The following is a 21208-nucleotide window of genomic DNA, read 5'->3' as shown; positions in this document are numbered from 1 at the left end:
CTCACGGGGCCGCCACCAGCAGCGCGGTGTCGGCCCCGCCGAAGGCGGCGTTGAGGCTGAGCGCGTACGGGGTGCCGACCGGCCGGGGCGCGTCGATCACCACGTCCAGCGGGCAGGCCTCGTCGGGGCCCAGCCAGCCGGCGTTGACCGGCAGTTTCCCGTCCCGCAGCGCCTGCACGGTGACCACCAGTTCGAGCAGGCCGGAGGCCTCCAGCGCGTGCCCGTGCACCGACTTGGTGGAGCTGACCGGCACCCGGCCGGCGAGGTCGCCGAGCGCCAGCCGCAACGCGGCCGCCTCGGAGGCGTCGCTGAACCCGGTGCCGGTGGCGTTGGCGTTGACGTAGCCCACCGCCGCCGCGTCCAGCCCCGCCCGGCGCAGGGCCGCCTCCACCGCCCGCGCCAGTCCCCGCCCCTGCGGGTCCGGCTGGCACGGGTGGTACGCGTCGCCGGCCCGACCCCACCCGCACACCGTGGCGACCGGCGTGACGCCCCGGCGACGGGCCGCCCCGGCGGACTCCAGCACCACCGCGGCCACCCCGTCGCCGAGCAGCAGCCCCTGCCGGCCGGCGCTGAACGGGCGGACCGCCCCGTCGGCGGCGAGCGCCCGGCCGGCGTCGAAGAGCGCGAACTGGTCCGGTTCGACCAGGTAGCCGGCGGCGACCACCACCCGTGCGACGCCGCCCCGGCCGATCATCGTGGCCGCGTCCGCGACCGCCGTGCTCGCCGAGACGCAGGCGCTGGTGTAGACCCGGGCGGGCCCCCCGAGGCCGCACCGGCGGGCCAGGTGCCCGGCGAGCGCGGGCACCTCGACCTCGGCGCCGCTCGCGGCCCCAGCGTCGGGTCCGGTGAGCGGACGATCGTCGGCGAAGGCGACGGGCTGGGACAGCGGCCCGCCGTGGGTGGCCAGCAGCAGGGCCGACTCCGCCCGGATCGCCGCGTCCAGGCCGGCGGCCCGGCAGGCCGCGTCGATCGCGTCGGCCAGCTCGTCGGGCAGGGTCCCGACGTCGGGCAGGGTGGCCGCGACGGTCACCCGGCGGCCCGTGGTGTCGAAGCGACGTACCGGCCGGAACGCCGGCGTGCCGGCGAGCACCCCGGCGAGCTGCGCGTCGACGCCCCTGCCCAGGGCGCTGACGGCGTAGCTGCCGACGATCGGTACGGGCCCCCGCTCAACCATCTGCGGGGCTGGTCAGGGAGGTGCGGAACACCGCCAGGGCGTCGTCGACGGTGCGGATCCCGGCGAGCTGGTCGTCGGTGAGGTCCAGCCGCCGGTCGTAGCGCTGCTCGACGAGGTGCACGAGCCAGGCGAGTTCCATCGAGCCGACCCGGTGCGGCACCTGGTCGACGGGTTTCGCGGTCAGTTCGGCGAGCATGCTCACCAGGTCAGCTCGCCCCAGGTCGGGCTGACCGGACATCAGCGGTTGTCGCTGGTCGACCCGGCGACCCGGTCGGCGACCATGCGGGTGAACTCGCCGACCGTCATCAGGGCCAGCTTCTCCGACTCGTCGTCGGCGAACGTCAGGCCGTACCGGTCCTCGACGCGGACGGACAGGTCGGCCAGGGCCAGGGACTCCAGGTCGACCCCGGACGGGCCGAGGGTGGTCTCGTCGTCGATCCCCTCGACGTCGTAGTTCATGTCCTCGAGCTGCTCGATGACGAAGGTGCGGACCTCGTCTCGCATGGCTTTAACCTCTCTTCGTGGGCGAGCTACCGGTGTCCGGTCGGGACACCGTGCACGTGTGGGTGGACGCTGCCCCCGGCGGTCGGCCGGAGGTGGCGCGCCGGCTGCTGCGGCGGGCGGGGTGCGCGCTGCTCGGCCGGGCGGAACGGGAGGTCGGGGTGGGCCGCCGGCCCGACGGGCGGCCCTGGGTGCGGGCCGGCGCCGTGTCGCTGCCGGTCAGCGTCAGCCACGCCGAGGGCGTGGTGGTGGTCGCCGCCCGGCGGACCGGTCCGGTCGGGGTGGACGTCGAGCGGCGTCGTCCGCTGCCCGCCCTGGCGCTGGCTCACCGCTGGTACGCCCCGCCCGAGGCGGCCTGGCTGGGCGACCTGCCGGACGCCGCCCGGATCGAGGCGTTCCTGCTGCTCTGGACGGCCAAGGAGGCGGTCGGCAAGGCGCTGGGCCGGGGGCTGCGCGCCGGTGGCCTGCGCCGGCTGATGCCGGTGCCCGAGCACCCGCGCCAGCTGCTGCGCCCGCTGCCCGACCGGGCCGGCGTCCGGGTCGGCCACCCGGAATGCGGTGCCGGGCTGGTGTTGGCGGTCGCCGTCGGCGCGGCCGGGGCGGATCCGGTCGGCCGAGGCCAGGTCGAGGTGTCGGTGGTGTTCGAGTAGTGGGCCGGTGCCCGGGTGTTCGCCGAGCGGGCCGGTCACCGGGCCGCCGCCCGCAGCGTGCTGACCGAGCGGACCAGCTTGCCGGTGGTGGTCCGGGGCAACTGGTCGACCAGGTGCAGGGTGCGGGGGCGCTTGTAGCCGGCGAGCCGCTCGGCCAGCAGCTTGTCCAGCACCTCCTCCGACAGCGGACCGTCGGGTTGCACGTACGCGGTGATGCCGTCGTCGTACACGACCACGGCGGCGGCCACCTCGGGCAACCCGGTGAGGGTGGCCTCGACCTCGGTGAGGTCCACCTTCAGCCCGCCGACGGAGACCTGCGAGTCGAGCCGGCCCTTGACGGTGACCAGGCCGGTCGCCGGGTCGACGGTGCCGGCGTCGCGGGTGTGCAGCCAGCCGTCGGCCCAGCGGGTGGGGTCGCTGAGGCCCACGTACGGCGACGCCGGGCAGCTCACCCAGAGCTCGCCACCGGACTCGCGGACCTCGATGCCGGGGGCCGGCGCGATCGACGGGCGGTGCCATCCGTACAGGTCGGTGCCGATCACCCCGACCTCGGTCATCCCGTACATGTTGCCCAGCGGGACGCCGAAGCGGTCGGCGAACGCCTGCGCGGTGGCGGCCGGGACCAGCTCCCCGCCGGTGGTCATCCGCTTGAACTGCGGCAGCGGGCGGTCCGGTCGGGTGGAGGCGAGCAGTCCGATGTGGAAGGGCACGCCGAGCACGGTGGCCGGGGTGTCCTGGGCGGCGACGGCGGCCAGGATCGCGTCGCCGCCGAGCCGCTCCGGCGGGACCAGCTCCACACCGGCGTGCAGGCCGTAGAGCAGGCCGCCGACCAGGCCGAGCACGTGCACCATGGACGGCAGCAGGATGATCCGCTCCCCGGGCAGCGCCACCCCGTCGATCCGGGTGTAGCGGCGCACCTCGGCGACCAGGCCCGCCGCGGTGCGCCCGATCACCTTCGACGGTCCGGTGGAGCCGGAGCTGAGCTGGATCACCGCGTGGCCGCTGGTGGCCGGGGCGTCCGAGTGGGGCGTGACGCCCTCGGTGACGTCGACGAAGATCCGCAGCGCGCCGCCGCCGGTGCGCACCGGCGCGACGACCACCTGCGGGGTGAGCCGCTCCAGCGCCCGGTCCACCTCGTGGTCGGTGAGCCGGTGGTCGAGCAGCACCGCCTGGGCGCCGGTGCGCCAGGTGGCCAGCAGGTTCACCACGTACGCCAGCGACGGCGGCAGCCGCAGCGCGACGGCGCCGCCGGGGCGTAGTCCGGCCGCGGCGAGACGGGCCTGCGCCTCACCCACCAGGCGGCGCAGGGTGCCCCGGTCGACCGGCTCCGGTAGACGGAGACAAATGTCGGCCGAATTGCCTGTTAACAATATTTCGTCAACCCAACCCGGGTCTGTCGCCGCGGAATCTTCCGTCGGACGATTCATGGTCACTGCCGCCCACCGCCCAGCGTCAAATAGGGCCGAACCCGCCCATCAGGTGCGTCTTTCGGGGTGCTGTCGGAACCCTACGACAGGCCGGAAACCCATTGCTAGATGCAAATGGCTAGATCAGAAAGAGCGGCCGGCCGGATTGCCGACAATCGATCGGACAGGCAGGATCGGGCGCGTCCGCCGGGTCGGGACACCGCCGGTCCCCACAGGACGGTCACGAGCAGAACCGCCGGCACTGGTGATCACCAGGGGATGCGGTGACACGAGCAGCACATCGGGCTTGTCAGCGCTGGTCATGGCGCGGATGATGTGAGGCCACCACATGTACCCACGGGGGGAGGTGGTGGGGATGGTAGCCGCGGCGGCGCCTGTCGCACACCGCGCCATGGACGGCCGGCGGTTCCGGCTCAGTGGCCCACTCGACTTCAGCGCGCCGTTCACCTCGGTGGTCGAGCTGACCATCGCCGGCCGGCGCCACGAGTTCACGGCCGGCTCGGTCGGCCTGGCCGACGAACTGGCACCGGCGCTCGGCGTCGACGACTTCGACGAGAAGCTGACCTATCAGGGCGGCACCCTGCTGACGGCGCGCGCCCGGTCGTACGACCCGCAGATCCGGCTGACCGAGGACCGGCTGGTGGCGGCGTGGCGAGGGCGCCGGTACTGCTTCGTCACCCAGTTGTACGGCGCCTCGACGGCGCAACTGCTCGCGATGCTGCGGACCCTGCGGATCACGGAACACGACGACGGCGTCATCGTGCGCCCCGACACCAGGGCCGGCAGCCGGTTCGCGGCGCCGGCAACCGTGATCAAGCAGGTGCCCGGGCTCGGCCTGCTGGACATGGCGCCGCTCACCGCGGAGCGCACGCGACAGTTGCCGTCGTGGCGAGGGTTGCGGACCCAGGCGGGAGAACTCTTCCGGGACACGCTGTCGGACGGCCGGCCCTACTTCGTGCTCGCCGCCGCGGACACCTGGGTGACCGTGCTGCCACTGGCCGACACGGTGCTCGACCGGGTGCCGGACCAGGTGGACCGGCTACGCGTCCAGTCGGCCGAGTAGGTCGTCGTGTCCGCTCTGGTGGCCGGCGTCGCGGCGTACACCGTGCTGCTCACCCTGCTCCTCGCCTGCGGTGAGCACCTCTCGAAGCCGGCGGCGCTGTCGACAGCGCTGGCCGCCCACCGGGTGGTTCCCGCGCCGTCCACCGTCGCGGCGGCGGTCATCGCGGCCGAGGGCCTGCTCGGCGGGGCCGGAGTCGTCGCCCTGCTCCGCGACGACGGTGGCCGCCTGCTGGGCGTGGTCCTGGCCGGCAGCGCCGCACTGCTCGCCACGTACGCGGGTTACGGCTGGTACGTCCGGTCGACCGGGCGGGCCGTCCCCTGCGGGTGCTCGCGGGTCGAAGTGCCGATGACCGGCTGGGTGGTGGCGCGCGCGGCCACGCTCGCCGGCCTGGCTCTGCTCGGATCACTGCTGTCCGGCGCGGTCGTGCCGGCGGGGCGAGCCGGCACCGAACTCATCATCGTCCTGCTCGCCGCGGCGACGTTCACCGCGCTCCTGGCGCACCTGCCCGCCGCCATGCACGACCCGACCCCGGACCGCCCGGCGGCCGGGGTGACCCAAGGAGGCGTACCCGGATGAGCTTCCAGACGAGCGCGCTGATCCTGAGCTGGATCGCGATCCTGCTGCTGGCCCTCGTGGTGTCCGGCCTGGTACGTCAGGTGCACGCCCTGTCCACCGGCACCGTCGGCCGCCCCGGGTCCGTCGGCCTGCGGCCCGGCTCGCCGGCGCCCCGGTTCCGCGACCTGGCCCCGCCGTCCCCGGCCACCCTGGTCCTGCTCTTCCTAAATCCCGGCTGCGCGACCTGCGAGCACCTGCTCGACGCGGCCGCCGAACACATCCACCGGACCGACGTCGTGCTGCGGGTCCTCTACCGCGACACCGTCCCGGCACGAGCGGCGGACCTGCCGATGACCGTCCTCGGCGAGCAGGCGGACCTGTTCGACCGGTACGACGCGATCGCCACCCCGTTCGCGGTCGTGATCGACGCGACCGGCCGGATCCGACGGTCCGAGCCGGTCGGCTCCGGGCTGGCACTGCGCCACCTGCTCGACGACGTCGACAACCTGTCCGGCGACGACACCGTCCACTCGACTCGACGGGGAGGCACCCGGTGACCAGCCTCGACGCGGTGCCCGCGCTGCGGGGAACGGACCCGGGTACCGGCACCGCGTCCCGGCGGCGGCCGCCGGCGAGCCGGACCAGGAGTGGTCTGACCATGTCCTGGGCGCTGTCCCGCCGCACGCTGCTGCAGGCCGGCACCGCGCTGGGGATGGCCGCGCTGAGCATCTTCCCGGCGGCCCGCCGCGCCTACGCCGACGGATACACGATCTACGGCGGCTGCCCGACGTACGCCAGCGACCACAACTGCTCCCCCGGCTGCGGTCCGAGCACGATTTTCGCCGCCGCCTGCAACACCAGCGGGACGAACACGGGCTTCCACAAGAACGACGGCACCACCTGGATCCTGCGGCCGAACCAGTGCTACGCCGGCACGTACGACGGCTGGCTGTGGCGCTACCAGGGCGCGTGCGGCGCGTGCGCCTGCTCGGTGGAGCGCCGCTGCCACGACGGGTACCGGCAGACCAGCTCCGGCTGGGTGCGGTCGATCTGCCGCTGGAACACCGACTGCGGGTGCCTCACCTCGGTCAGCTGGCCCACCATCCGGCGTGGCCAGGCCGGCCCGAACGTCTACACGGTGCAACACCTGCTGACCGCGTGGCACTATCCCACCACCGTGGACGGCAGCTTCGGCAGCGGCACCGAGACCATGGTGAAGCAGTTCCAGTCGGCCAGGGGAATCCCGGCGACCGGCGTCGTCGACGCCCAGACCTGGTCCGTCCTCGTGGCCACCGTGTCGGCCAGCGGGATCACGGTGAGCCGGGAGGTCGACCCCCGGCCGCGGCTGCCCATCATCGGGGCCACCGTGCACTATCCGTACGCCGGACACGTCGTGCGTGGCGTGCAGCGGCAACTCAACAAGCACGCGTACGGGCTGGCTGTCGACGGGGTCTTCGGTTCGGGGACGGAATCCGCGGTACGGGACTTCCAGCGGCAGAGCGGGCTCGACGTCAACGGCGTCGTGGGACAGAGCACCTGGCGTACGCTCACCGGCGGCGCCGTATGACGGGTCAGTCGCCACCCGTACGACCCGTTCGGCGGCTGCGCCGCTGGGCCACCGACCCGCTCGTACCCGTCCTGCTGCTCACCGCCGGCGCGATGCTCGCCGCCGTCGCCGGGCACGTGCTCACCTGGGCGGTGGTCGGCGGGCTGGCCGGCTACACGCTCTCCGGCTCGGTTTGAACCCGCAACAGCGCGTACGCGCTAGCCTCGCCCGGGCGGCGAGATCGGCATCCCCAGGGGAAGCTCCTCACCCTGTTCGTCCTGGGGCTGCTCGCCGGTGGCCTGCTCAGCGGGGTGGTCCTCGGGACGCTCTCCGGGCTGTCGGCGCCGCTGCCGGTGTCCTGGCGGTACGCGGCCGTCGTGGCGGTGGCGCTGCTGGGAGTGCTCCGGGACGCCAAGGTGGTGAGCATCCCCCTGCCGCAGAACGCCCGTCAGGTGCCGCAGGACGTGCTGCGGCCCAGCCCGCGGCGCGGAGCGCTGCAATTCGGCTTCGAACTCGGCACCGGCGTGCGGACGTACCTGTCGGCCACCGCCCCGTACGTGCTCGCGGTCGCGGTCCTCCTCGCCGGTCAGCGCCTGCAGCTCGCCGCACTCGCCGGTGTCGGTTTCGGCGCGGGGCGCGCCGTCACCCCGCTCATCCGCCGCGCCTCCGGGGCGGTCGAGGGCTGGGACAGCGACCTGCCGGCACGACTTCGCACCATCACCGTCACCGGGTGCGCCGCGCTCGCCGCCGCCTTCGCCCTGCTCTTCCTGCCCCAGTTGTAGGCAACTGACCTTCACCGCTGAGCGTTGAGAAATCCGATGGCGGTGGCGGTCCACCAGCCGGCCTGCGAGGTCACCATGACCAGGGTCGCCGTCAACAGGACCCCGCGCGGTGGGGCGGTTCCGTTCAGTTCCGCCAACCGCTCCTGCACCTGCCGCGCGTAGAGACCATTGATCGCCACGGCCAGCACCGCGACCAGCTTGACCACGGTCCACGGTGCGGACGTGTCGGGGGCGAGAACCACACCGCTGGCCGTCAGTCCGCCCAGGCCGAGCCAGACCGGCGTGTGGACGCCGTACGCGACCTGCACGACGGTTGCCAGCTCCCGGCGTCCCAGCAGCCACATCAGCGCGAACCAGTCCAGCGTCAGCACCGCGCCGAAGCCCAGCACCATCGCGGCCAGGTGGGCGAAGAGCGCGACCTGCCGGACGCTCGCACTCGTGCGCAGGTGCGGGGCGACGAGGAACATCGCCGTCCAGACGACCAACAGCGCCAGCGCCAGGAGGTAGCACGTGGTCCGGCGCCAGGGCCGGGAGCGGCGCAACCGGGTGACGGGGGCGCTCCCATCCAGAGCTGACATGGCACTCTCCGCAGGTCGAAACCGTCGTACATCTGGATGTCACGATGTGCTGGATGGCCGCGGATGGGCGGGCCGTGCACGCGCCGGCCCGCCCACCCGACGTCCGTCGATCGCGCGGTCAGCCCTTCGCGATCCAGCCGGTCATGATGCCCATGACGTTCTCGTGGGGATGGTCGGCGACGTAGTGGGCCGCGACCTCCAGGACATCACCCCGGCGGATGGTCGTGATCGGAGAGCCGGCGCAGGGTGGGGCGCTGGAGATCTCCGGGTTGCCGTGGGGGTCGATGAACTCCGGTGAGCCACCTGAGACCACGGTGACCGCGCATATTCGTTGACCCGTGGTGACGTTGGTGGTCGTGATGGTCCTGCCGCCGTGGTGCAGGTGACCCTTCATGTAGACGATCCGACCGTTCACCGTCGACGTCCACCGTGCGGTTCGGGTGACGCTTCCGGCGGGGATGTCGAAGGTGGGGTTGAGGCAGCTGACCACGTCCAACCACATCGGGGTGACCGGCGTCAGTCGCCGCGCGGCCGCTCCGGTGACGTAGGTGTACTCGAGGGAGATGTAGACGCTCTTCTCCTCGTGGGCATGGTTCATCAGGTCGTACACCATGCTCCAGCGGTCGCCCGAGTCGATCCGCATGCCGTAGCCGGCGGGCAACGTCACCGGGGTCCGTTCGTTGCCCGTCGAGAACACGCGCTTCGGACCCAGTCCGCCGAGACGGCACACCAGGTCGGGCTCGCCGAGCTGGCCGATGACCGCGTGGTGCAGCATCGGACCGGTGTTGACGTTCGCGTTGCGGCCGTCCTCGTACACCAGGTTCGGCTTGATCGCCGTCACCATGCACTGCACGCACGGCTTGGCGATGTCGAGGGTCAGTCGGTTCCCGGTGCTGCCCATCTCGTCGTGGGTGTGGCCGGTGGCGGCGGGAAGGGTCCACGGGCCGTACCGGATGGTCCTCGTCTCGGTCGCGCCGACCTGCTGCTCGCGACTGTCCCCGGCGCTCGCTGCCGGGATGTCGACGACCGCGGTACCGGCGACGGCGACCGCGAGAGCCACTGTCAATGTCAGCCTACGCACAGACACCATGTCCTCCTCTGCTGGCTCCACCGAACGGCTCCATATACGGACATATATGGCTACTGACCGTTCGGTAACTGGCATCTGCCAGGATGACCACCACAACGATCGATGTCAATGGATGGCGAGGTGCCGACACGGCGGACGGAACCGTCGGGGCCCAGGACCCGACGTCATGCGGGACCAGGGTGACGAGAGGCGGGAGGCGCCGGGAGGCGAGGACGGCGAGCCTGAGGTCCTGCCCGCCTACCCCCGATCCTCGTCCACCGGCAGCCCGTGGTGGCGGGCGAGCGCCAGCAGGGCGACGCACAGCTGCGGTACGGGCAGCGGCGTCACCGGACCGTCGAACCAGCGCGCCATCGCGGTCCCGCCGACCACGCTCAGCATGAAACGGGCGAGTTCGTCGGCGATGGCCGGGCGGTCGGCGAGGCCGAAGACGTGGCCGAGCGAATCGGTGGCCCACTGCCGCAGGGCCAACCGGTACTGCCGCAGCTCCTCGATGGCCGCGGCGCCCATGCCCTCCTCGAGCATGCCGAGACCGAGCACCAGCCGTAGGTCGTGTGGATGATGCTCGAACGCGGCGCCGGCGCCGTCGAGGAACGCGGTGAGCCGCTCCCGCACCGTGTCGCCGGGCGGCCGGGTCCCCGGGAGCGAGCCGACGAGGTACTGGCGGGCACGGCGGAGCACGGCGAGGTAGATCCCGTCCTTGCTGCCGAAGTGCCAGTAGATCGAGCTGACCGGCGCCCCGGAGGCGGCGGAGATCTTCGAGATCGAGGTGCCGGCGTAGCCGAGCCGCGCCATCAGTGCCGTGGCGGCGTCGAGGATCGCGTCGCGGGAGGGCACCTGGGCGCCGTGGAGGGCGGCGTCCTGCATGGCCTCGAGCCTAGTGCCGTGGCCGTTCACCGGCCCGCTCCGCCGAGGGTCACCTGATCCGATCGGCGATCGACGGCACCGTCCTCAGTGCGCGCCGCCGAGGTTGAGCACCACGACACCGGCGATGACCAGGCCGACGCCGACCACCTTGGTCACGCTCAGCGGCTCGCCGAGGAAGACCGCGCCGATGGCCACGATCGCCGCGGTGCCGAGCCCGGACCACACCGCGTACGCCACCCCGACCGGGATGTCCCGCACCGCCAGGGCGAGCAGCAGGAACGCCGCCAGGTACGACCCGGCGAGGCCGACCGTCGGCCAGAGCCGGGTGAATCCGTCGGTGGCCTTGAGCAGGCTGGTGCCGAACACCTCGGCGGAGATCGCGAGCAGCAGGAACAGGTACGCCATGCCCGCGATCCTCCGCCATGCCCGCCGGCGGCGGACCACCTCGGGGGTCCGGGCGTGGATGAGGGCCCGCTGAGGTCAGCCGGTGAACCGGACCCGACGGCGCCGGGCCAGGACGACCAGGGTCGCCCCCACGGTCAGCAGCAGGCCGGCACCGGCGAGGAGGCCGCCGGTCGGCGTGCCGGTCACCGGCAGCCCGCCGCCTTCGCCTACACCGCTGTCGCAGTCCGCCGGCTGCTTCCACGCGTACGGGCCCTTCTGGGTGCCCGGCGGGTCGAACTGGTCCGACCGCAGCACGACGGCCAGACCGGCGACGGCCCGGAACGACACCTCCACCTTGGTCTCCGGCTCCACGGTCCGCTGCTGTTCCCGGCCGTGGTTGGGGTCGAAGGTGACGACCAGGGTCGGGCCGTCAGCCGGGTTCGCCACCACGATCACCAGTTCGTCGCAGGTGGAGCGGCTGCGGATGTCGGCGGTGCCACAGCGGCCGGGACGGGCCCACGCGTAGGACGTCTGCGGTTCCGGCGTACCCACGGGGGCCACTATCAACCCGTAGTACCCCGCGGGGACCAGGATGTCCGCCACCGTCCGCCCCGGTCGCAGGGTGACGGTCCGGGAGAAGCCTGCGGGGATCGAGGAGATCGCCATGTCGACCGTCCGGCCGCCGGGCGGGTTGGCCAGGTCGACCAGCATGCTGCCGTCGCACCTGGACTCGAAGGCGGCCGTCGGCTCGGTGGGCTCCTGCCCGCACCTGCCGTCGAGATACTGGTAGCCGCTGTAGCCCGAGGGGTCGGTGTAGCCGTTGTCCCACTGCAGCCATACGATCAGCTGGGCCCCGGTGGCCGTGCCGGGCACCGTCTGGGTGCCGGTCAGGGTCTCGCCCACCGCGTGTGGGAAGTCGCCCTCGGGACTGGCGGCGATGCCGTCTAGGGTGCTGTCGGCGGGTTCCAGTTCGACCGAGACGAACCGGAACCGCTCGACGCCGGTCGGAGCGCTCCCGACGAGTACGGTCCACCGGACCTGGTAGGTGCCGTCGGCCGTGCAACTGGCCTCGTGATTGACGCTGATGTCAGCGGGATCGGCCCGGGCCGGGCAGACGAGGATCAGGGCTCCGGCGAGGCCGACCAGGGCCGCCCCGAGCGCGGTCAGTGATCGCCGCCACCAGGATCGATTCATGATCATGGGCACTCCTGCGTTGAGGTGAGCCGGCATGGGTTGGTCCGGCCGGCGCGGTGCCCTGGTGGTGGATGCGATGCGTACCGCCGCGTCAGTCGGGCAGGAGCGGCCGATGGCCGATCCACCCGGATCGATGGTAGCGATGATCGCTCACGGTGATGACTCCGCCGTCCTCCCGCCGGCCGGATGTCGCTCAATCGTGATGCGACCGGCGGCCCTGGTCGCTGGCCGGGTTCCAGCCCGATCCGGGCCCCTTACCCGCTACTCACCCGCCGCTCTCGGCGCCGGTGGCGCCCCGCGCAGCACCAGTGCGCTGTTGAACCCGTCGAAGCCGCGCGCGCCCACCAGGGCGACCCGGTTGCGCGGCTGCCGGGGCGTACGCAGGAAGTCCAGCTCGCAGCCGGGGGCCGGCTCCCGGGGCCCGGCCGACGCGGGCAGTTCGTCGTGCCGGAAGGCGAGCAGCGCGGTGGCCACGTCCAGCGCCGACCCGCCCTGGTGGGCGCGCCCGGTCAGCGGCTTCTGGGTGGTCACCGGCGGCGGCCGGTCGCCGAAGACGGCGCGCAGCGCCTCGGCCTCCCCGCGGTCGTAGCGGGGCACGCCCAGCGCGTCGGGCAGCACCACGTCCACCTCGTCGGCGGTGACGCCGGCCCGGTCCAGGGCCAGCCGCATCGCCCGGGCGTACTGGCCCGGGTCGCCGGCGGTGTCGGGGCCGGTGTGCGCGGCGTCGTGGGTGGCCGCCCACCCGCTGACCTCGCCGTAGATCCGGGCACCCCGGGCCAGCGCGTGACCCAGCTCCTCCACCACGAAGACCGCCCCGCCCTCGGCGGGCACGTAGCCGCCGGCCGAGCGGTCGAACGGCCGGTACGCCGCCTCCGGGTCGGCGACGTCGCTGAGCAGCCCGGAGCGGAGCTGGCAGGCCAGCGCGTACGGGCTCAGCGGGCACTCGGTCGCCCCGGCGATCACCACCGGGGTGCCCCGGCGCACGGTACGCACCGCGTGGGCGAGGCTGTCCAGGCCGCCGGCGGTCTCGGCGACCAGCACCCCGCACGGTCCCTTGAACTGGTGGTGGATGGAGAGCTGCCCGACGCTGGCGGCGTAGAACCAGGCGATCGACTGGTACGCCCCGACGGTGCGGGTCGAACCGCCCCAGAGCCGTTGCAGCTCCCGCTGCCCGAACAGGTTGCCGCCGGACGAGCTGGCCAGGGTGACCGCCCACGCGTACGGATCGGGGGCCCGCTCGGGCAGGCCGGCGTCGGCCAGCGCCAGCCGGGTGGCGGCGAAGCCGAGGTGGGTCCACCGGTCGGTCTGCACCAGCTGCCGGTTGTCGGCGTACGCCGCCGCGTCGAAGTCGGCGACCTCGCCGGCGACCCGGGTCGGGTAACTCGCCGGGTCGAACAGGGTGATGGGACCGGTGCGCCGGATGCCGTCGCGCACCGTGCGCCAGTGCGCGTCGACGCCGATCCCGCTGGGCGCCACCACCCCGATGCCGGTGACCACGGCCCGGGCGCTCACCCCGCCCGGGCCGGTCACGCCGCCACCGCCAGCCGTCGGAAGAGCATCGCGGACTGGAAGCCGCCGAAGCCGCTACCCACCGAGAGCGCCACGTCCACCGGCGTCTCCCGGGCCACGTTGGGCACGTAGTCCAGGTCGCACTCCGGGTCCCGGGTGGCCCAGTTGGCGGTGGGCGGCACCACGCCGTACTCGATCGCCAGGGCGCAGGCGGCCATCTCGATCGAGCCGATCGCGCCGAGCGAGTGCCCGACCATGCTCTTGATCGAGCTGACCGGCACCCGGTACGCGGCCTCGCCGAGCGCCCGCTTGAACGCCGCCGTCTCGTGCCGGTCGTTCTGCCGGGTGCCGGAGCCGTGCGCGCTGATGTAGGAGACGTCCGACGGGGACAGCCGCGCCTGCCGCAGCGTCTCGCTGATGGCCAGCCCCATCTCCACCCCGTCGGGCCGCAGCCCGGTCATGTGGAAGCCGTTGCTGCGGCTGGCGTACCCGGCCAGCTCGCAGTAGACGTGCGCGCCGCGCCGGCGGGCGTGTTCCCACTCCTCCAGCACCAGCACCGCGGCGCCCTCGGCGAGGACGAAGCCGTGCCGGTCAGCGTCGAACGGCCGGGAGGCGTGCGCCGGGTCGTCGTTGTCCGGGCTGGTCGCCTTGATCGCGTCGAACGAGGCGACGGTGACCGGGGAGATGGGCGAGTCGGCGGCCCCGGCGAGCACCACGTCGGCCTCGCCGTCGACGATCAGCTGGTGGGCGTACCCGATGGCGTCGATGCCGGAGGTGCAGCCGGTCGAGATGACCTGGGCGGGGCCGTGCAGCCCGTGCCGGCAGGCCACGTCGGAGGCCAGGCTGCTCGGCACCAGGGCCTGGTAGAGGTACGGCCCGCCGAGGGAGTGGTCGACCAGCCAGTGCCGGCCGGAGTCGCTGACCCGGACGTACTCCTGTTCCAGGGCCATGGTGCCGCCGACGGCGGTGCCGAGCACCACCCCGGTCACCTGCCGGTCGGCGTCGGTGAGGTCCAGGCCGCTGTCGGCCAGGGCCTCGGCGGAGCAGGCCAGGGCGAACTGCACGTACCGGTCGGCGCGCTGCCGCTCGGCGAGGGTGAGCCCGGCGGCGTCGGCGTCGAAGTCGCACTCGGCGGCGATCTGGGAGCGGAACGGCGACGGGTCGAAGAAGCTGATCCGCCGGGTCGCCGTCCGCCCCTCGGTGATGGTCTTCCAGAACCGGTCCCGGGTGGCGCCGCCCGGTGCGACCACCCCGACGCCGGTGACGACCGTGCGGCGCCCGGTCACGACGCGCCCCGCTGCTCGACCAGTTCGGTGTCGACGTGGCCTAGTTCCGGGCGGGGTGCCAGCGGGCCGAGGTGGAAGACCACCTCGGCGGGCTCGTCGCCGGTGTTGCGCAGCCGGTGGCGGACGTTGCGGGGCACGAACAGCGCCTCGCCGGCCGCCAGCTCCACCGGCTCGTCGTCCAGGTCGACGGTGATGGCACCCCGCGCGACGTACAGGAACTCCTCGCTGTAGGGGTGGTAGTGCTCGGCGATCCGCTCCCCTGGCGCGAGCGCCGCCACCCCCATGAAGCCCGACGTGCTGCCGACGGTCTTCGGGCCGAGCAGCACCCGCAGTTCCGCGCCGCGGCGCCGGTCGGCCGTCACGTCGCGGGCGGCGACCAGCCCGGTGGTGATCTCACTCATCGTCGCCTCCCGCGTACGCCCGCTCGATGCGCTCCTTGATGACGGCCAGCTGCACCCGGCTGTTGGCGTTGATCCGGGCGGTCATGCCGGCGTTGTCCACCGGCGCGGTGGGCTTCATCGCGAAGTCCTGCACCCAGGTCATCCGGACGCCCTCGGGTTCCTCGGTGTAGCGCCAGTGGATCCGCATGTACTCGAACGGCCCGGTCTCCACCCGGTGCGCCCGCACCTGCCGGCTGGCCGGGTCGGTGGTGCGTTCGCTGACCCAGCTCCAGGCGATTCCGTTCTCGTCGGGGTGCATGGTGAGCCGGAAGCGGACGGTGTCGCTCTCGCGGTGCAGGATCTCCACCGCGGCGTACTCGGTGAACAGGTCGGTCCAGTGCGCCACGTCGTTGGTGGTCTCCCAGACCAGCGGCAGGGGCGCGGCGATGACGATGCTGTTCTCGGTGTGCCCGGGTGGCTGGGCGCGGCGGGCGACCAGGTCGGCGACGGCCGGGATGCTGAGCTGCCCGGCCTGCTCGGGGATCTGCACCCGCCACCGGTCGGCCACCACGGCGGAGAGTTCCAGCAGGGCCAGCGAATCCATGCCGAGCTCCTCCAGGGAGGCGGCGGGGGCGCGGGCGGCCGCGTCGGCGTCCAGGCCGCAGTGCGCCACCAGGATGTCGGTGATCTCGGTGGTGAGCGGCTGGCCGTGGGTGACGGTCATCGGGGTCCTCCTCGGAAGCGGTCAGGACTGGTCGGTGGCCGGTGCCGCGGTGGCGGCGACCGGACGGGCGGTGGGGCGGGGACCGGGTACGGTCGCGCCGGGTCGGGCCGGGAGCGCGGCCCCGACGACGGCGGGGCGCGCGGCGGGGTGCGCCGGGGGTGGTGGCGCGGCCGGTGCCGCCGGTGCGCCGGCCTCGGGCGGCGATGCCGGTGGCGGGCCCGCCTCGGGCGCAACGGCGGCCGTGGGCGCCGGCGGGGTGGTCCCGGCCGGGTGCCGTTCGGCGAGCAGGCGGTCGACCAGGGAGGTGGTGTAGCGGCCCTTGCGGAAGGCGGGGTCGTCGAGCACCCGCCGGACGAACGGGATGGTGGTGCGCACCCCCGGCCCGGCGATGTCGAACTCCTCCAGGGCGCGTTCCAGCCGGTTCAACGCCAGCTCCCGGTCCGGCGCCCAGACCGCCACCTTGGCCAGCAACGAGTCGTAGTACGGCCCGACCAGGTAGCCGGGGTACCCGTGGGTGTCGACCCGGGTGAACGGGCCGCCGGGCGGCAGGAAGCGCTCCAGCCGGCCCGGGGTGGGGGCGAAGTCGCGGTCGGGGTCCTCGACGTTGACCCGGCACTCCACCGCCACCCCGTGCGGCCGGACGTCCTCCTGCCGCAGCCGCAACGGCAGCCCGGCGGCGATGTGCAGCTGCTCGTGGACCAGGTCGATGCCGGTGATCATCTCGGTGACCGGGTGTTCGACCTGGATCCGGCAGTTGATCTCCAGGAAGTGGAACGCCTCCTCGGCGTCCACCAGGAACTCCATCGTGCCGGCGCCGGTGAAGCCGACCTCTAGCGCGCCACGCAGGGCGGTCTCCGCGATGGTCTCCAGCGTCCGGGCGGACAGCGCCGGCGCGGGGGCCTCCTCCACCAGCTTCTGGTGCCGCCGCTGCACCGAGCAGTCCCGGGTGCCCAGGTGCACGCCGTTGCCGTGCCCGTCGCAGAGCAGCTGCACCTCGACGTGCCGGGCCTCGGTCAGGTAGCGCTCGACGTACACCCGGTCGTCGCCGAAGGCCGCCTGCGCCGCCGCGCGGGTCCGCGCGTACGCCCGGGGCAGCTCGGCCGGGCACCGGACCACGGTCATCCCCCGGCCGCCGCCGCCGGCCGCCGCCTTCACGATCACCGGGTAGCCCACCTCGGCGGCGACCTCGGCCGCCCGTTCGGCGGTCGGCACCGGGCTGACGCTGCCCGGCGGCAACGGCAGCCCCGCCCGGCTCATCAGCGCCCGGGCCGAGGACTTGTCCCCGAGCGCGGCCATCACCTGCGGCGGCGGGCCGATGAAGACCAGGCCGTTGTCGGCGCAGATCTCGGCGAAGTCGGCGTCCTCGGAGAGGAACCCGTAGCCGGGGTGCACGGCCTGCGCCCCGACCAGGCGGGCGGCCTCCACGATGGCGGCGGCGTTGAGATAGCTGCGCCGGCTCGCCGCCGGTCCGATCAGGACCGCCTCGTCGGCCAGCCGGACCGGGGCCGAGTCGGCGTCCGCGGTGGAGTAGACCACCGCCGTCCGCACGCCCAGTTCCCGGCAGGCGCGCAGCACCCGCAACGCGATCTCACCCCGGTTGGCGATGAGCACCTTCTCGAACATCCCCACCACCTCAGGCCGGGTCCAGCGCGACCAGCGGCTGGTCGTACTCCACCGGTCGACCGTCGTCGACCAGGACCTCGGTCACCCGGCCGGCCCGCTCGGCGGTCACCTCGTTCATCAGCTTCATCGCCTCGACGATGCCGACCACCTGCCCGGGCCGGACCAGGTCACCGACGGTGACGAAGGGCGCGGCACCCGGCTCGGGCGCCCGGTAGAAGGTGCCGACCATCGGCGAGCGCACCTCGATCCGGCCGGCCGGCGGCGCGGGCCGGGGCGACGGCGGGGCGACGGGGGCCACCGCCGGGGCGTCCGGGACGCGGCCGGTCTCCGTCGCGCCGACCCCCTGCCCCGCGGCGGCGTCGTGCCACTCCACCTCCAGCACCGTGTCGCCGCTGCGCAGCCGCACCCGACGTACCGGACCGGCGACCTCGGCGACGAGCTGCCGGGCGTGCCGGCGCAGGCCGGCCAGCACGGCGTCCACCTCGAGCGCCGCCTCCGCGCCGTCGGCGGCGGACGACCCGCCGGCCGGGACCGTCCCGGCGCTCACCGGGCACCCGCCCGGGCGCCGGCACGGGCCGCGCCGAAGCGCCGGAAGCGCTGACGACGGCGGCGCACCAGGGTGGCGGGCGGCACGTCGAGCAGCGGCAGCAGGTGCGCCAGCACCGCCTCCCGCAGCGCGCGGGCGGCCGCCTCCGGGTCGTGGTGCGCCGCCGGTACCGGCTCGGGGACGAGGTCGTCGACGACGCCGAGCCGGCACAGGTCGGGGCCGGTGAGCCGCAGCGCCCGGGCGGCCTGCGGAGCGGCCCCCCGGTCCGGCCAGAGGATGGCCGCGCAGCCCTCCGGGCTGATCACCGAGTAGACCGCGTGCTGGAGCATCAGCACCCGGTCGGCGACGGCCAGCGCGAGGGCTCCGCCGCTGCCCCCCTCACCGGTGATCACCGCGACCACCGGGGTGGGCAGCATGCTGAGGGAGAGGATGTTCTCCGCGATCGCCGCCGCCTGCCCCTGCTCCTCCGCACGCACGCCCGGGTCGGCCCCCGGGGTGTCCACCAGGGTGACCACCGGCAGGCCGAGGCGGGCGGCGAGCCGCATCAGCCGCAGCGCCTTGCGGTGCCCGGCCGGGCTGGCCATGCCGAAGTTGCGGGCCACCAGCTCGCCGGTGGTGTGGCCCTTCTGGTGGCCGATCACCATCAGGTGCCGGCCGTCGAGGCGGGCCAGGCCGCCGACCACCGCCGGGCAGTCCCCGGCCAGCCGGTCGCCGTGCAGCTCGACGAACCCCTCGAAGGCGGTGTCCAGGTAGTCCAGTGTGGTCGGCCGGCCGGGGTGCCGGGCCAGCCGTACCGTCTCCCAGGCGTCCGCCGGCGCCGCGTCGGCCGGGGGCGACCCGACGGCGGCCGGGCGCGCGGCGGGGGCGGGCTCCTGCCGGGGTACGGCGGGACGCGACGTCGGGCGGCGGCCGGCCCGGGCGGCGGCGAGCAGCGCCACCAGCCGCCCGCGCAGGGCGTGCCGGGGCACCACCATGTCCACCTGGCCGTGCCGCAGCAGGAAGGCCGCGGTCTGGAAGCCCTCCGGCAGCTCCCGGCCGGTGACCTGGCGGATGACCCGGGGACCGGCGAAGCCCATCCGCGCGCCGCTCTCGGCGAGCACCACGTCGGTGTTGGTGGCGAACGACGCCGCCACACCCCCGTACGTGGGGTCGGTGAGCACGCTGACGGTGAGCAGCCCGGCCTCGCGCAGCGCGGCGATCGCCTGGCTGACCGTGGCCATCTGCATCAGCGACAGCGCGCCCTCCTGCATCCGCGCCCCGCCCGAGGCGGTCACCAGGACCAGTGGGACCGCGTCCGCCAACGCCCGCTCCGCCGCCCGCGTGATCAGCTCACCGACGGCCGCGCCGAGGCTGCCGCCGAGGAACCGGAAATCCATCACGGCCAGCGCGCACGGGTGCCGGCCGATGGTCGCGGTGCCGCAGACCACCGCCTCGGCCAGCCCGGTGCCGGCCCGGGCCGCGCTGAGCCGGTGCGGGTACGACAGCACGTCGACGAAGTCGATCGGGTCCACCTCGGCCGCCCGGTCCGGCAGCGGGGTGAACGAGTCCGGGTCCACCAGCTGGCGCAACCGCTCGGGGGCGGCGAGCCGGGCGTGCTCCCCGCACTCCGGACAGACGTCGAGGTTGCGGCGCAGTCGCTTGCGGTACAGCAACGAGGCGCAGCCGGCGCAGCGGGACCACAGCTCCCCCTCGCGCGGGGCGGTGGCGGTCACGGCCGCCGCCCGACGGAGGCGTCCGCGTCGAAGCGGTAGAAGCAGTGGGCCATCGCGTCGCGGGGCTCCCGCCAGGTCGGCAGGTACGGCGAGATGTACGGGCGCAGCCGCGCGCTGACCCGTTCGAACTCCGGATGACCCCGGGCCGCGTCGACCGCGCCCGGCGTCGGTGACTCCGTCTCCAACAGGTGCACGTAGAGGTCGTGCAGCCGGTAGAGCGAACGGTGCCGGACACCGACCAGGCGCGGCAGCTCCGTCGCGTCGGACTCGGCGAAGATCTCGGCGACCTGCGCCTCGGCGCTGGGTACCACCTTCGCGACGATCAGCGAACGGTCCATGGATGGGCCTCCCCCCACGGCCGCCGGCGCGGTGTGGACCGCGCCGCGAGCCGGACGACTGCCGACACGATGCGCGCGGCGGCGTCACGCCGGCGTCACCGACCGGCCCCGACGGGCGCTGCCGCATCGTGACGGTGCGTTGACGCAACCTGTGCAACCGCTGTGCGACGCAAGGGCCGTGACCACGGCGTGCGCACAGTTCAGAAGGGGTTTCACAGTTGAGCGCGGCGAACGCCGGCCGGAACCTCGACATTGACCGAGAGTGACCACAATTGATAATCTTCGTCACGGTCAGCCCGGTGGCCGTGGCCACACCGCCACGGCGCAGCGACCCGACAGTGCGGTCACGGGTGCCGCACCGGGGACACACGAGGAGTCGGGACGCGCGTTCCGCAGGGGGTGCCGCCGTGGCCGCTGATTCGTCCATGCCGACGACCGGGCGCCCACCCGGCACGGACATCTCGCTGCACCTGCTCGGCGGCTTCCGGCTGCTGCACGGCGACACCCCGATCGTGGTCCCCCGCGGGCTGCAACGGGTCATCGCGCTGATCGCGCTGCGCCCGGGCGCCACCCGCAGCCACCTCGCGGGCCTGCTCTGGCCGGACGCGCCGGAGGACCGGGCGTTGTCGTCCCTGCGCACCGCCCTCTGGCGGCTGCGCCAGGACCCGTGCTGCCCCTTCACCACCGCCGGCGACACCGCACGACTGGACCCGGTCGTCCGGGTCGACGTCGACGCGCTGGTCGGCACGGCCGACCGGGTCCGCCACGGCGAGGACCCGTCCGCCGCGCTCGCCGCCGGCCGGCACGACCTGCTCCCCGGCTGGTACGACGACTGGGTCCTCGCCGACCGCGAGCGGCTGCGCCAGCTGCGCCTGCACATGCTGGAGGACCTGGCCGGCCACCACCTGGCGGCCGGCCGGCACGGGGAGGCGCTGCAGGCCGCGCTGGAGGCGATGTCCGCCGAGCCGCTGCGGGAGACGCCGCACCGGCTGGTGGTGCGCATCCACCTCGCCGAGGGCAACGCCTTCGAGGCGGTGCACGCCTTCTACGTCTACCGCGACCTGCTGCTGCGGGAGCTGCGGCTGGAACCCTCCGCGGCGATGACCGCGCTGCTCGACGACACCCTCGCGCCGATTCGCGACGCCACCCGGGAGCGACCCGACCCTCCCGGTCGACCGCCGGCCGCCCGGGTCGCGCCCCCGGGCGGCTGACCGCCGTCACCACCGGCGCGGCACGCGTGACGGTCAGGTGACAGCCGTCCCGGCAGGGTGGGCCGCACAG

Annotated in this window: 26 protein-coding genes; 8 read left to right on the top strand and 18 right to left on the bottom strand. The window is 74.1% G+C overall.

Annotated features, from left to right (window positions below; all coding sequences use genetic code 11):
- Position 1 precedes the first annotated feature (1 nt).
- Genes GA0074696_RS14970 through GA0074696_RS14960 form a run of 3 tightly spaced genes read right to left on the bottom strand, consistent with a single transcriptional unit; the run spans position 2 to position 1678 of the window.
- Positions 2-1174, bottom strand: coding sequence for a beta-ketoacyl-[acyl-carrier-protein] synthase family protein (locus GA0074696_RS14970; protein WP_088961674.1), 1173 nt, complete (start codon positions 1172-1174; stop codon positions 2-4).
- Positions 1167-1412: a hypothetical protein gene (locus GA0074696_RS14965; RefSeq protein WP_088961673.1), complete on the bottom strand. Its 246-nt coding sequence runs from the start codon at positions 1410-1412 to the stop codon at positions 1167-1169. The genes GA0074696_RS14970 and GA0074696_RS14965 overlap by 8 nt, the downstream gene beginning before the upstream one ends.
- Positions 1412-1678 carry an acyl carrier protein gene (locus GA0074696_RS14960; RefSeq protein WP_088961672.1) on the bottom strand — a complete coding sequence of 89 codons (267 nt, stop codon included), beginning with the start codon at positions 1676-1678 and terminating at the stop codon, positions 1412-1414. The genes GA0074696_RS14965 and GA0074696_RS14960 overlap by 1 nt, the downstream gene beginning before the upstream one ends.
- Positions 1679-1695: 17 nt before the next feature.
- Here GA0074696_RS14960 and GA0074696_RS14955 point away from each other — a divergent pair, with 17 nt between their 5' ends.
- Positions 1696-2325, top strand: a complete 630-nt coding sequence (locus GA0074696_RS14955; RefSeq protein ID WP_088961671.1) for a 4'-phosphopantetheinyl transferase family protein — start codon at positions 1696-1698, stop codon at positions 2323-2325.
- 35 nt (positions 2326-2360) lie between these two features.
- Here GA0074696_RS14955 and GA0074696_RS14950 read toward each other — a convergent pair whose 3' ends face one another.
- Positions 2361-3752 (bottom strand): class I adenylate-forming enzyme family protein, encoded by a 1392-nt coding sequence (locus GA0074696_RS14950; protein WP_088964576.1) that lies wholly within the window; start codon positions 3750-3752, stop codon positions 2361-2363.
- A gap of 123 nt (positions 3753-3875) precedes the next feature.
- Entirely contained in the window at positions 3876-4055 is a 180-nt protein-coding gene (locus GA0074696_RS30795; RefSeq protein WP_157745940.1) for a hypothetical protein, read from the bottom strand.
- A gap of 52 nt (positions 4056-4107) precedes the next feature.
- Here GA0074696_RS30795 and GA0074696_RS14945 point away from each other — a divergent pair, with 52 nt between their 5' ends.
- The 6 genes from GA0074696_RS14945 (at position 4108) to GA0074696_RS14920 (ending at position 7698) form a co-directional block, all read left to right on the top strand.
- A complete protein-coding gene (locus GA0074696_RS14945; protein ID WP_088964575.1) occupies positions 4108-4815 on the top strand; it encodes a hypothetical protein in 708 nt (235 codons plus the stop codon).
- Positions 4816-4821: 6 nt separating this feature from the next.
- A complete protein-coding gene (locus tag GA0074696_RS14940) occupies positions 4822-5391 on the top strand; it encodes a MauE/DoxX family redox-associated membrane protein (RefSeq protein ID WP_088961670.1) in 570 nt (189 codons plus the stop codon).
- Entirely contained in the window at positions 5388-5927 is a 540-nt protein-coding gene (locus tag GA0074696_RS14935; protein WP_088961669.1) for a thioredoxin domain-containing protein, read from the top strand. Before GA0074696_RS14940 ends, GA0074696_RS14935 begins: the two co-directional genes overlap by 4 nt.
- The gene (locus tag GA0074696_RS14930) at positions 5924-6937 is read left to right on the top strand and encodes a peptidoglycan-binding domain-containing protein (RefSeq protein WP_172894293.1); all 1014 of its coding nucleotides are present in this window, start codon (positions 5924-5926) and stop codon (positions 6935-6937) included. The genes GA0074696_RS14935 and GA0074696_RS14930 overlap by 4 nt, the downstream gene beginning before the upstream one ends.
- Positions 6934-7113 (top strand): hypothetical protein, encoded by a 180-nt coding sequence (locus tag GA0074696_RS14925; RefSeq protein WP_088961668.1) that lies wholly within the window; start codon positions 6934-6936, stop codon positions 7111-7113. The genes GA0074696_RS14930 and GA0074696_RS14925 overlap by 4 nt, the downstream gene beginning before the upstream one ends.
- Positions 7114-7227: 114 nt before the next feature.
- Positions 7228-7698 carry a hypothetical protein gene (locus tag GA0074696_RS14920; protein ID WP_197700850.1) on the top strand — a complete coding sequence of 157 codons (471 nt, stop codon included), beginning with the start codon at positions 7228-7230 and terminating at the stop codon, positions 7696-7698.
- Positions 7699-7709: 11 nt separating this feature from the next.
- Here GA0074696_RS14920 and GA0074696_RS14915 read toward each other — a convergent pair whose 3' ends face one another.
- From GA0074696_RS14915 to GA0074696_RS14855, 13 genes are all read right to left on the bottom strand, one after another.
- Positions 7710-8276: a hypothetical protein gene (locus GA0074696_RS14915; protein WP_157745938.1), complete on the bottom strand. Its 567-nt coding sequence runs from the start codon at positions 8274-8276 to the stop codon at positions 7710-7712.
- A gap of 118 nt (positions 8277-8394) precedes the next feature.
- A complete protein-coding gene (locus GA0074696_RS14910; RefSeq protein ID WP_088961666.1) occupies positions 8395-9336 on the bottom strand; it encodes a hypothetical protein in 942 nt (313 codons plus the stop codon).
- A 267-nt stretch (positions 9337-9603) separates the two neighbouring features.
- Positions 9604-10230, bottom strand: a complete 627-nt coding sequence (locus GA0074696_RS14905) for a TetR/AcrR family transcriptional regulator (RefSeq protein WP_088961665.1) — start codon at positions 10228-10230, stop codon at positions 9604-9606.
- Between the two features lie 84 nt (positions 10231-10314).
- Entirely contained in the window at positions 10315-10635 is a 321-nt protein-coding gene (locus GA0074696_RS14900; RefSeq protein WP_088961664.1) for a DMT family transporter, read from the bottom strand.
- Positions 10636-10710: 75 nt separating this feature from the next.
- Entirely contained in the window at positions 10711-11814 is a 1104-nt protein-coding gene (locus GA0074696_RS14895) for a hypothetical protein (RefSeq protein ID WP_088961663.1), read from the bottom strand.
- 255 nt (positions 11815-12069) lie between these two features.
- A complete protein-coding gene (locus tag GA0074696_RS14890) occupies positions 12070-13320 on the bottom strand; it encodes a beta-ketoacyl synthase N-terminal-like domain-containing protein (protein WP_088964572.1) in 1251 nt (416 codons plus the stop codon).
- Positions 13321-13334: 14 nt separating this feature from the next.
- Complete coding sequence (locus GA0074696_RS14885; protein ID WP_088961662.1) at positions 13335-14603, bottom strand: beta-ketoacyl-[acyl-carrier-protein] synthase family protein; 1269 nt, start codon at positions 14601-14603, stop codon at positions 13335-13337.
- The gene (locus tag GA0074696_RS14880; protein WP_088961661.1) at positions 14600-15004 is read right to left on the bottom strand and encodes a cupin domain-containing protein; all 405 of its coding nucleotides are present in this window, start codon (positions 15002-15004) and stop codon (positions 14600-14602) included. Before GA0074696_RS14880 ends, GA0074696_RS14885 begins: the two co-directional genes overlap by 4 nt.
- Positions 14997-15707, bottom strand: coding sequence for an SRPBCC family protein (locus GA0074696_RS14875; RefSeq protein WP_088961660.1), 711 nt, complete (start codon positions 15705-15707; stop codon positions 14997-14999). The genes GA0074696_RS14880 and GA0074696_RS14875 overlap by 8 nt, the downstream gene beginning before the upstream one ends.
- A 21-nt stretch (positions 15708-15728) precedes the next feature.
- Complete coding sequence (locus GA0074696_RS14870) at positions 15729-17330, bottom strand: acetyl-CoA carboxylase biotin carboxylase subunit (protein WP_088961659.1); 1602 nt, start codon at positions 17328-17330, stop codon at positions 15729-15731.
- A 10-nt stretch (positions 17331-17340) separates the two neighbouring features.
- Positions 17341-17877 carry an acetyl-CoA carboxylase biotin carboxyl carrier protein gene (accB, locus tag GA0074696_RS14865; RefSeq protein WP_088961658.1) on the bottom strand — a complete coding sequence of 179 codons (537 nt, stop codon included), beginning with the start codon at positions 17875-17877 and terminating at the stop codon, positions 17341-17343.
- Positions 17874-19589, bottom strand: coding sequence for an acetyl-CoA carboxylase carboxyltransferase subunit alpha (locus GA0074696_RS14860; RefSeq protein WP_088961657.1), 1716 nt, complete (start codon positions 19587-19589; stop codon positions 17874-17876). The genes accB and GA0074696_RS14860 overlap by 4 nt, the downstream gene beginning before the upstream one ends.
- Complete coding sequence (locus tag GA0074696_RS14855) at positions 19586-19927, bottom strand: TcmI family type II polyketide cyclase (RefSeq protein ID WP_088961656.1); 342 nt, start codon at positions 19925-19927, stop codon at positions 19586-19588. The genes GA0074696_RS14860 and GA0074696_RS14855 overlap by 4 nt, the downstream gene beginning before the upstream one ends.
- A gap of 407 nt (positions 19928-20334) precedes the next feature.
- On the opposite strand from GA0074696_RS14855, the gene GA0074696_RS14850 reads away from it, so the two are divergent.
- Entirely contained in the window at positions 20335-21138 is an 804-nt protein-coding gene (locus tag GA0074696_RS14850) for an AfsR/SARP family transcriptional regulator (RefSeq protein ID WP_088961655.1), read from the top strand.
- Positions 21139-21208 lie beyond the last annotated feature (70 nt).

Source organism: Micromonospora purpureochromogenes (assembly GCF_900091515.1).
Lineage (GTDB): Bacteria > Actinomycetota > Actinomycetes > Mycobacteriales > Micromonosporaceae > Micromonospora > Micromonospora purpureochromogenes.
This window is presented reverse-complemented; position numbering and strand designations above follow the sequence as displayed.

Bases quoted from the DNA above. Each gene is read 5' to 3' on its own strand.
- GA0074696_RS14970 (WP_088961674.1), bottom strand. From the start codon at position 1,174: ATGGTTGAGCGGGGGCCCGTACCGATCGTCGGCAGCTACGCCGTCAGC.
- GA0074696_RS14965 (WP_088961673.1), bottom strand. From the start codon at position 1,412: ATGTCCGGTCAGCCCGACCTGGGGCGAGCTGACCTGGTGAGCATGCTC.
- GA0074696_RS14960 (WP_088961672.1), bottom strand. From the start codon at position 1,678: ATGCGAGACGAGGTCCGCACCTTCGTCATCGAGCAGCTCGAGGACATG.
- GA0074696_RS14950 (WP_088964576.1), bottom strand. From the start codon at position 3,752: ATGAATCGTCCGACGGAAGATTCCGCGGCGACAGACCCGGGTTGGGTT.
- GA0074696_RS30795 (WP_157745940.1), bottom strand. From the start codon at position 4,055: ATGACCAGCGCTGACAAGCCCGATGTGCTGCTCGTGTCACCGCATCCC.
- GA0074696_RS14945 (WP_088964575.1), top strand. From the start codon at position 4,108: ATGGTAGCCGCGGCGGCGCCTGTCGCACACCGCGCCATGGACGGCCGG.
- GA0074696_RS14935 (WP_088961669.1), top strand. From the start codon at position 5,388: ATGAGCTTCCAGACGAGCGCGCTGATCCTGAGCTGGATCGCGATCCTG.
- GA0074696_RS14925 (WP_088961668.1), top strand. From the start codon at position 6,934: ATGACGGGTCAGTCGCCACCCGTACGACCCGTTCGGCGGCTGCGCCGC.
- GA0074696_RS14915 (WP_157745938.1), bottom strand. From the start codon at position 8,276: ATGTCAGCTCTGGATGGGAGCGCCCCCGTCACCCGGTTGCGCCGCTCC.
- GA0074696_RS14905 (WP_088961665.1), bottom strand. From the start codon at position 10,230: ATGCAGGACGCCGCCCTCCACGGCGCCCAGGTGCCCTCCCGCGACGCG.
- GA0074696_RS14900 (WP_088961664.1), bottom strand. From the start codon at position 10,635: ATGGCGTACCTGTTCCTGCTGCTCGCGATCTCCGCCGAGGTGTTCGGC.
- GA0074696_RS14895 (WP_088961663.1), bottom strand. From the start codon at position 11,814: ATGATCATGAATCGATCCTGGTGGCGGCGATCACTGACCGCGCTCGGG.
- GA0074696_RS14880 (WP_088961661.1), bottom strand. From the start codon at position 15,004: ATGAGTGAGATCACCACCGGGCTGGTCGCCGCCCGCGACGTGACGGCC.
- GA0074696_RS14875 (WP_088961660.1), bottom strand. From the start codon at position 15,707: ATGACCGTCACCCACGGCCAGCCGCTCACCACCGAGATCACCGACATC.
- GA0074696_RS14870 (WP_088961659.1), bottom strand. From the start codon at position 17,330: ATGTTCGAGAAGGTGCTCATCGCCAACCGGGGTGAGATCGCGTTGCGG.
- GA0074696_RS14855 (WP_088961656.1), bottom strand. From the start codon at position 19,927: ATGGACCGTTCGCTGATCGTCGCGAAGGTGGTACCCAGCGCCGAGGCG.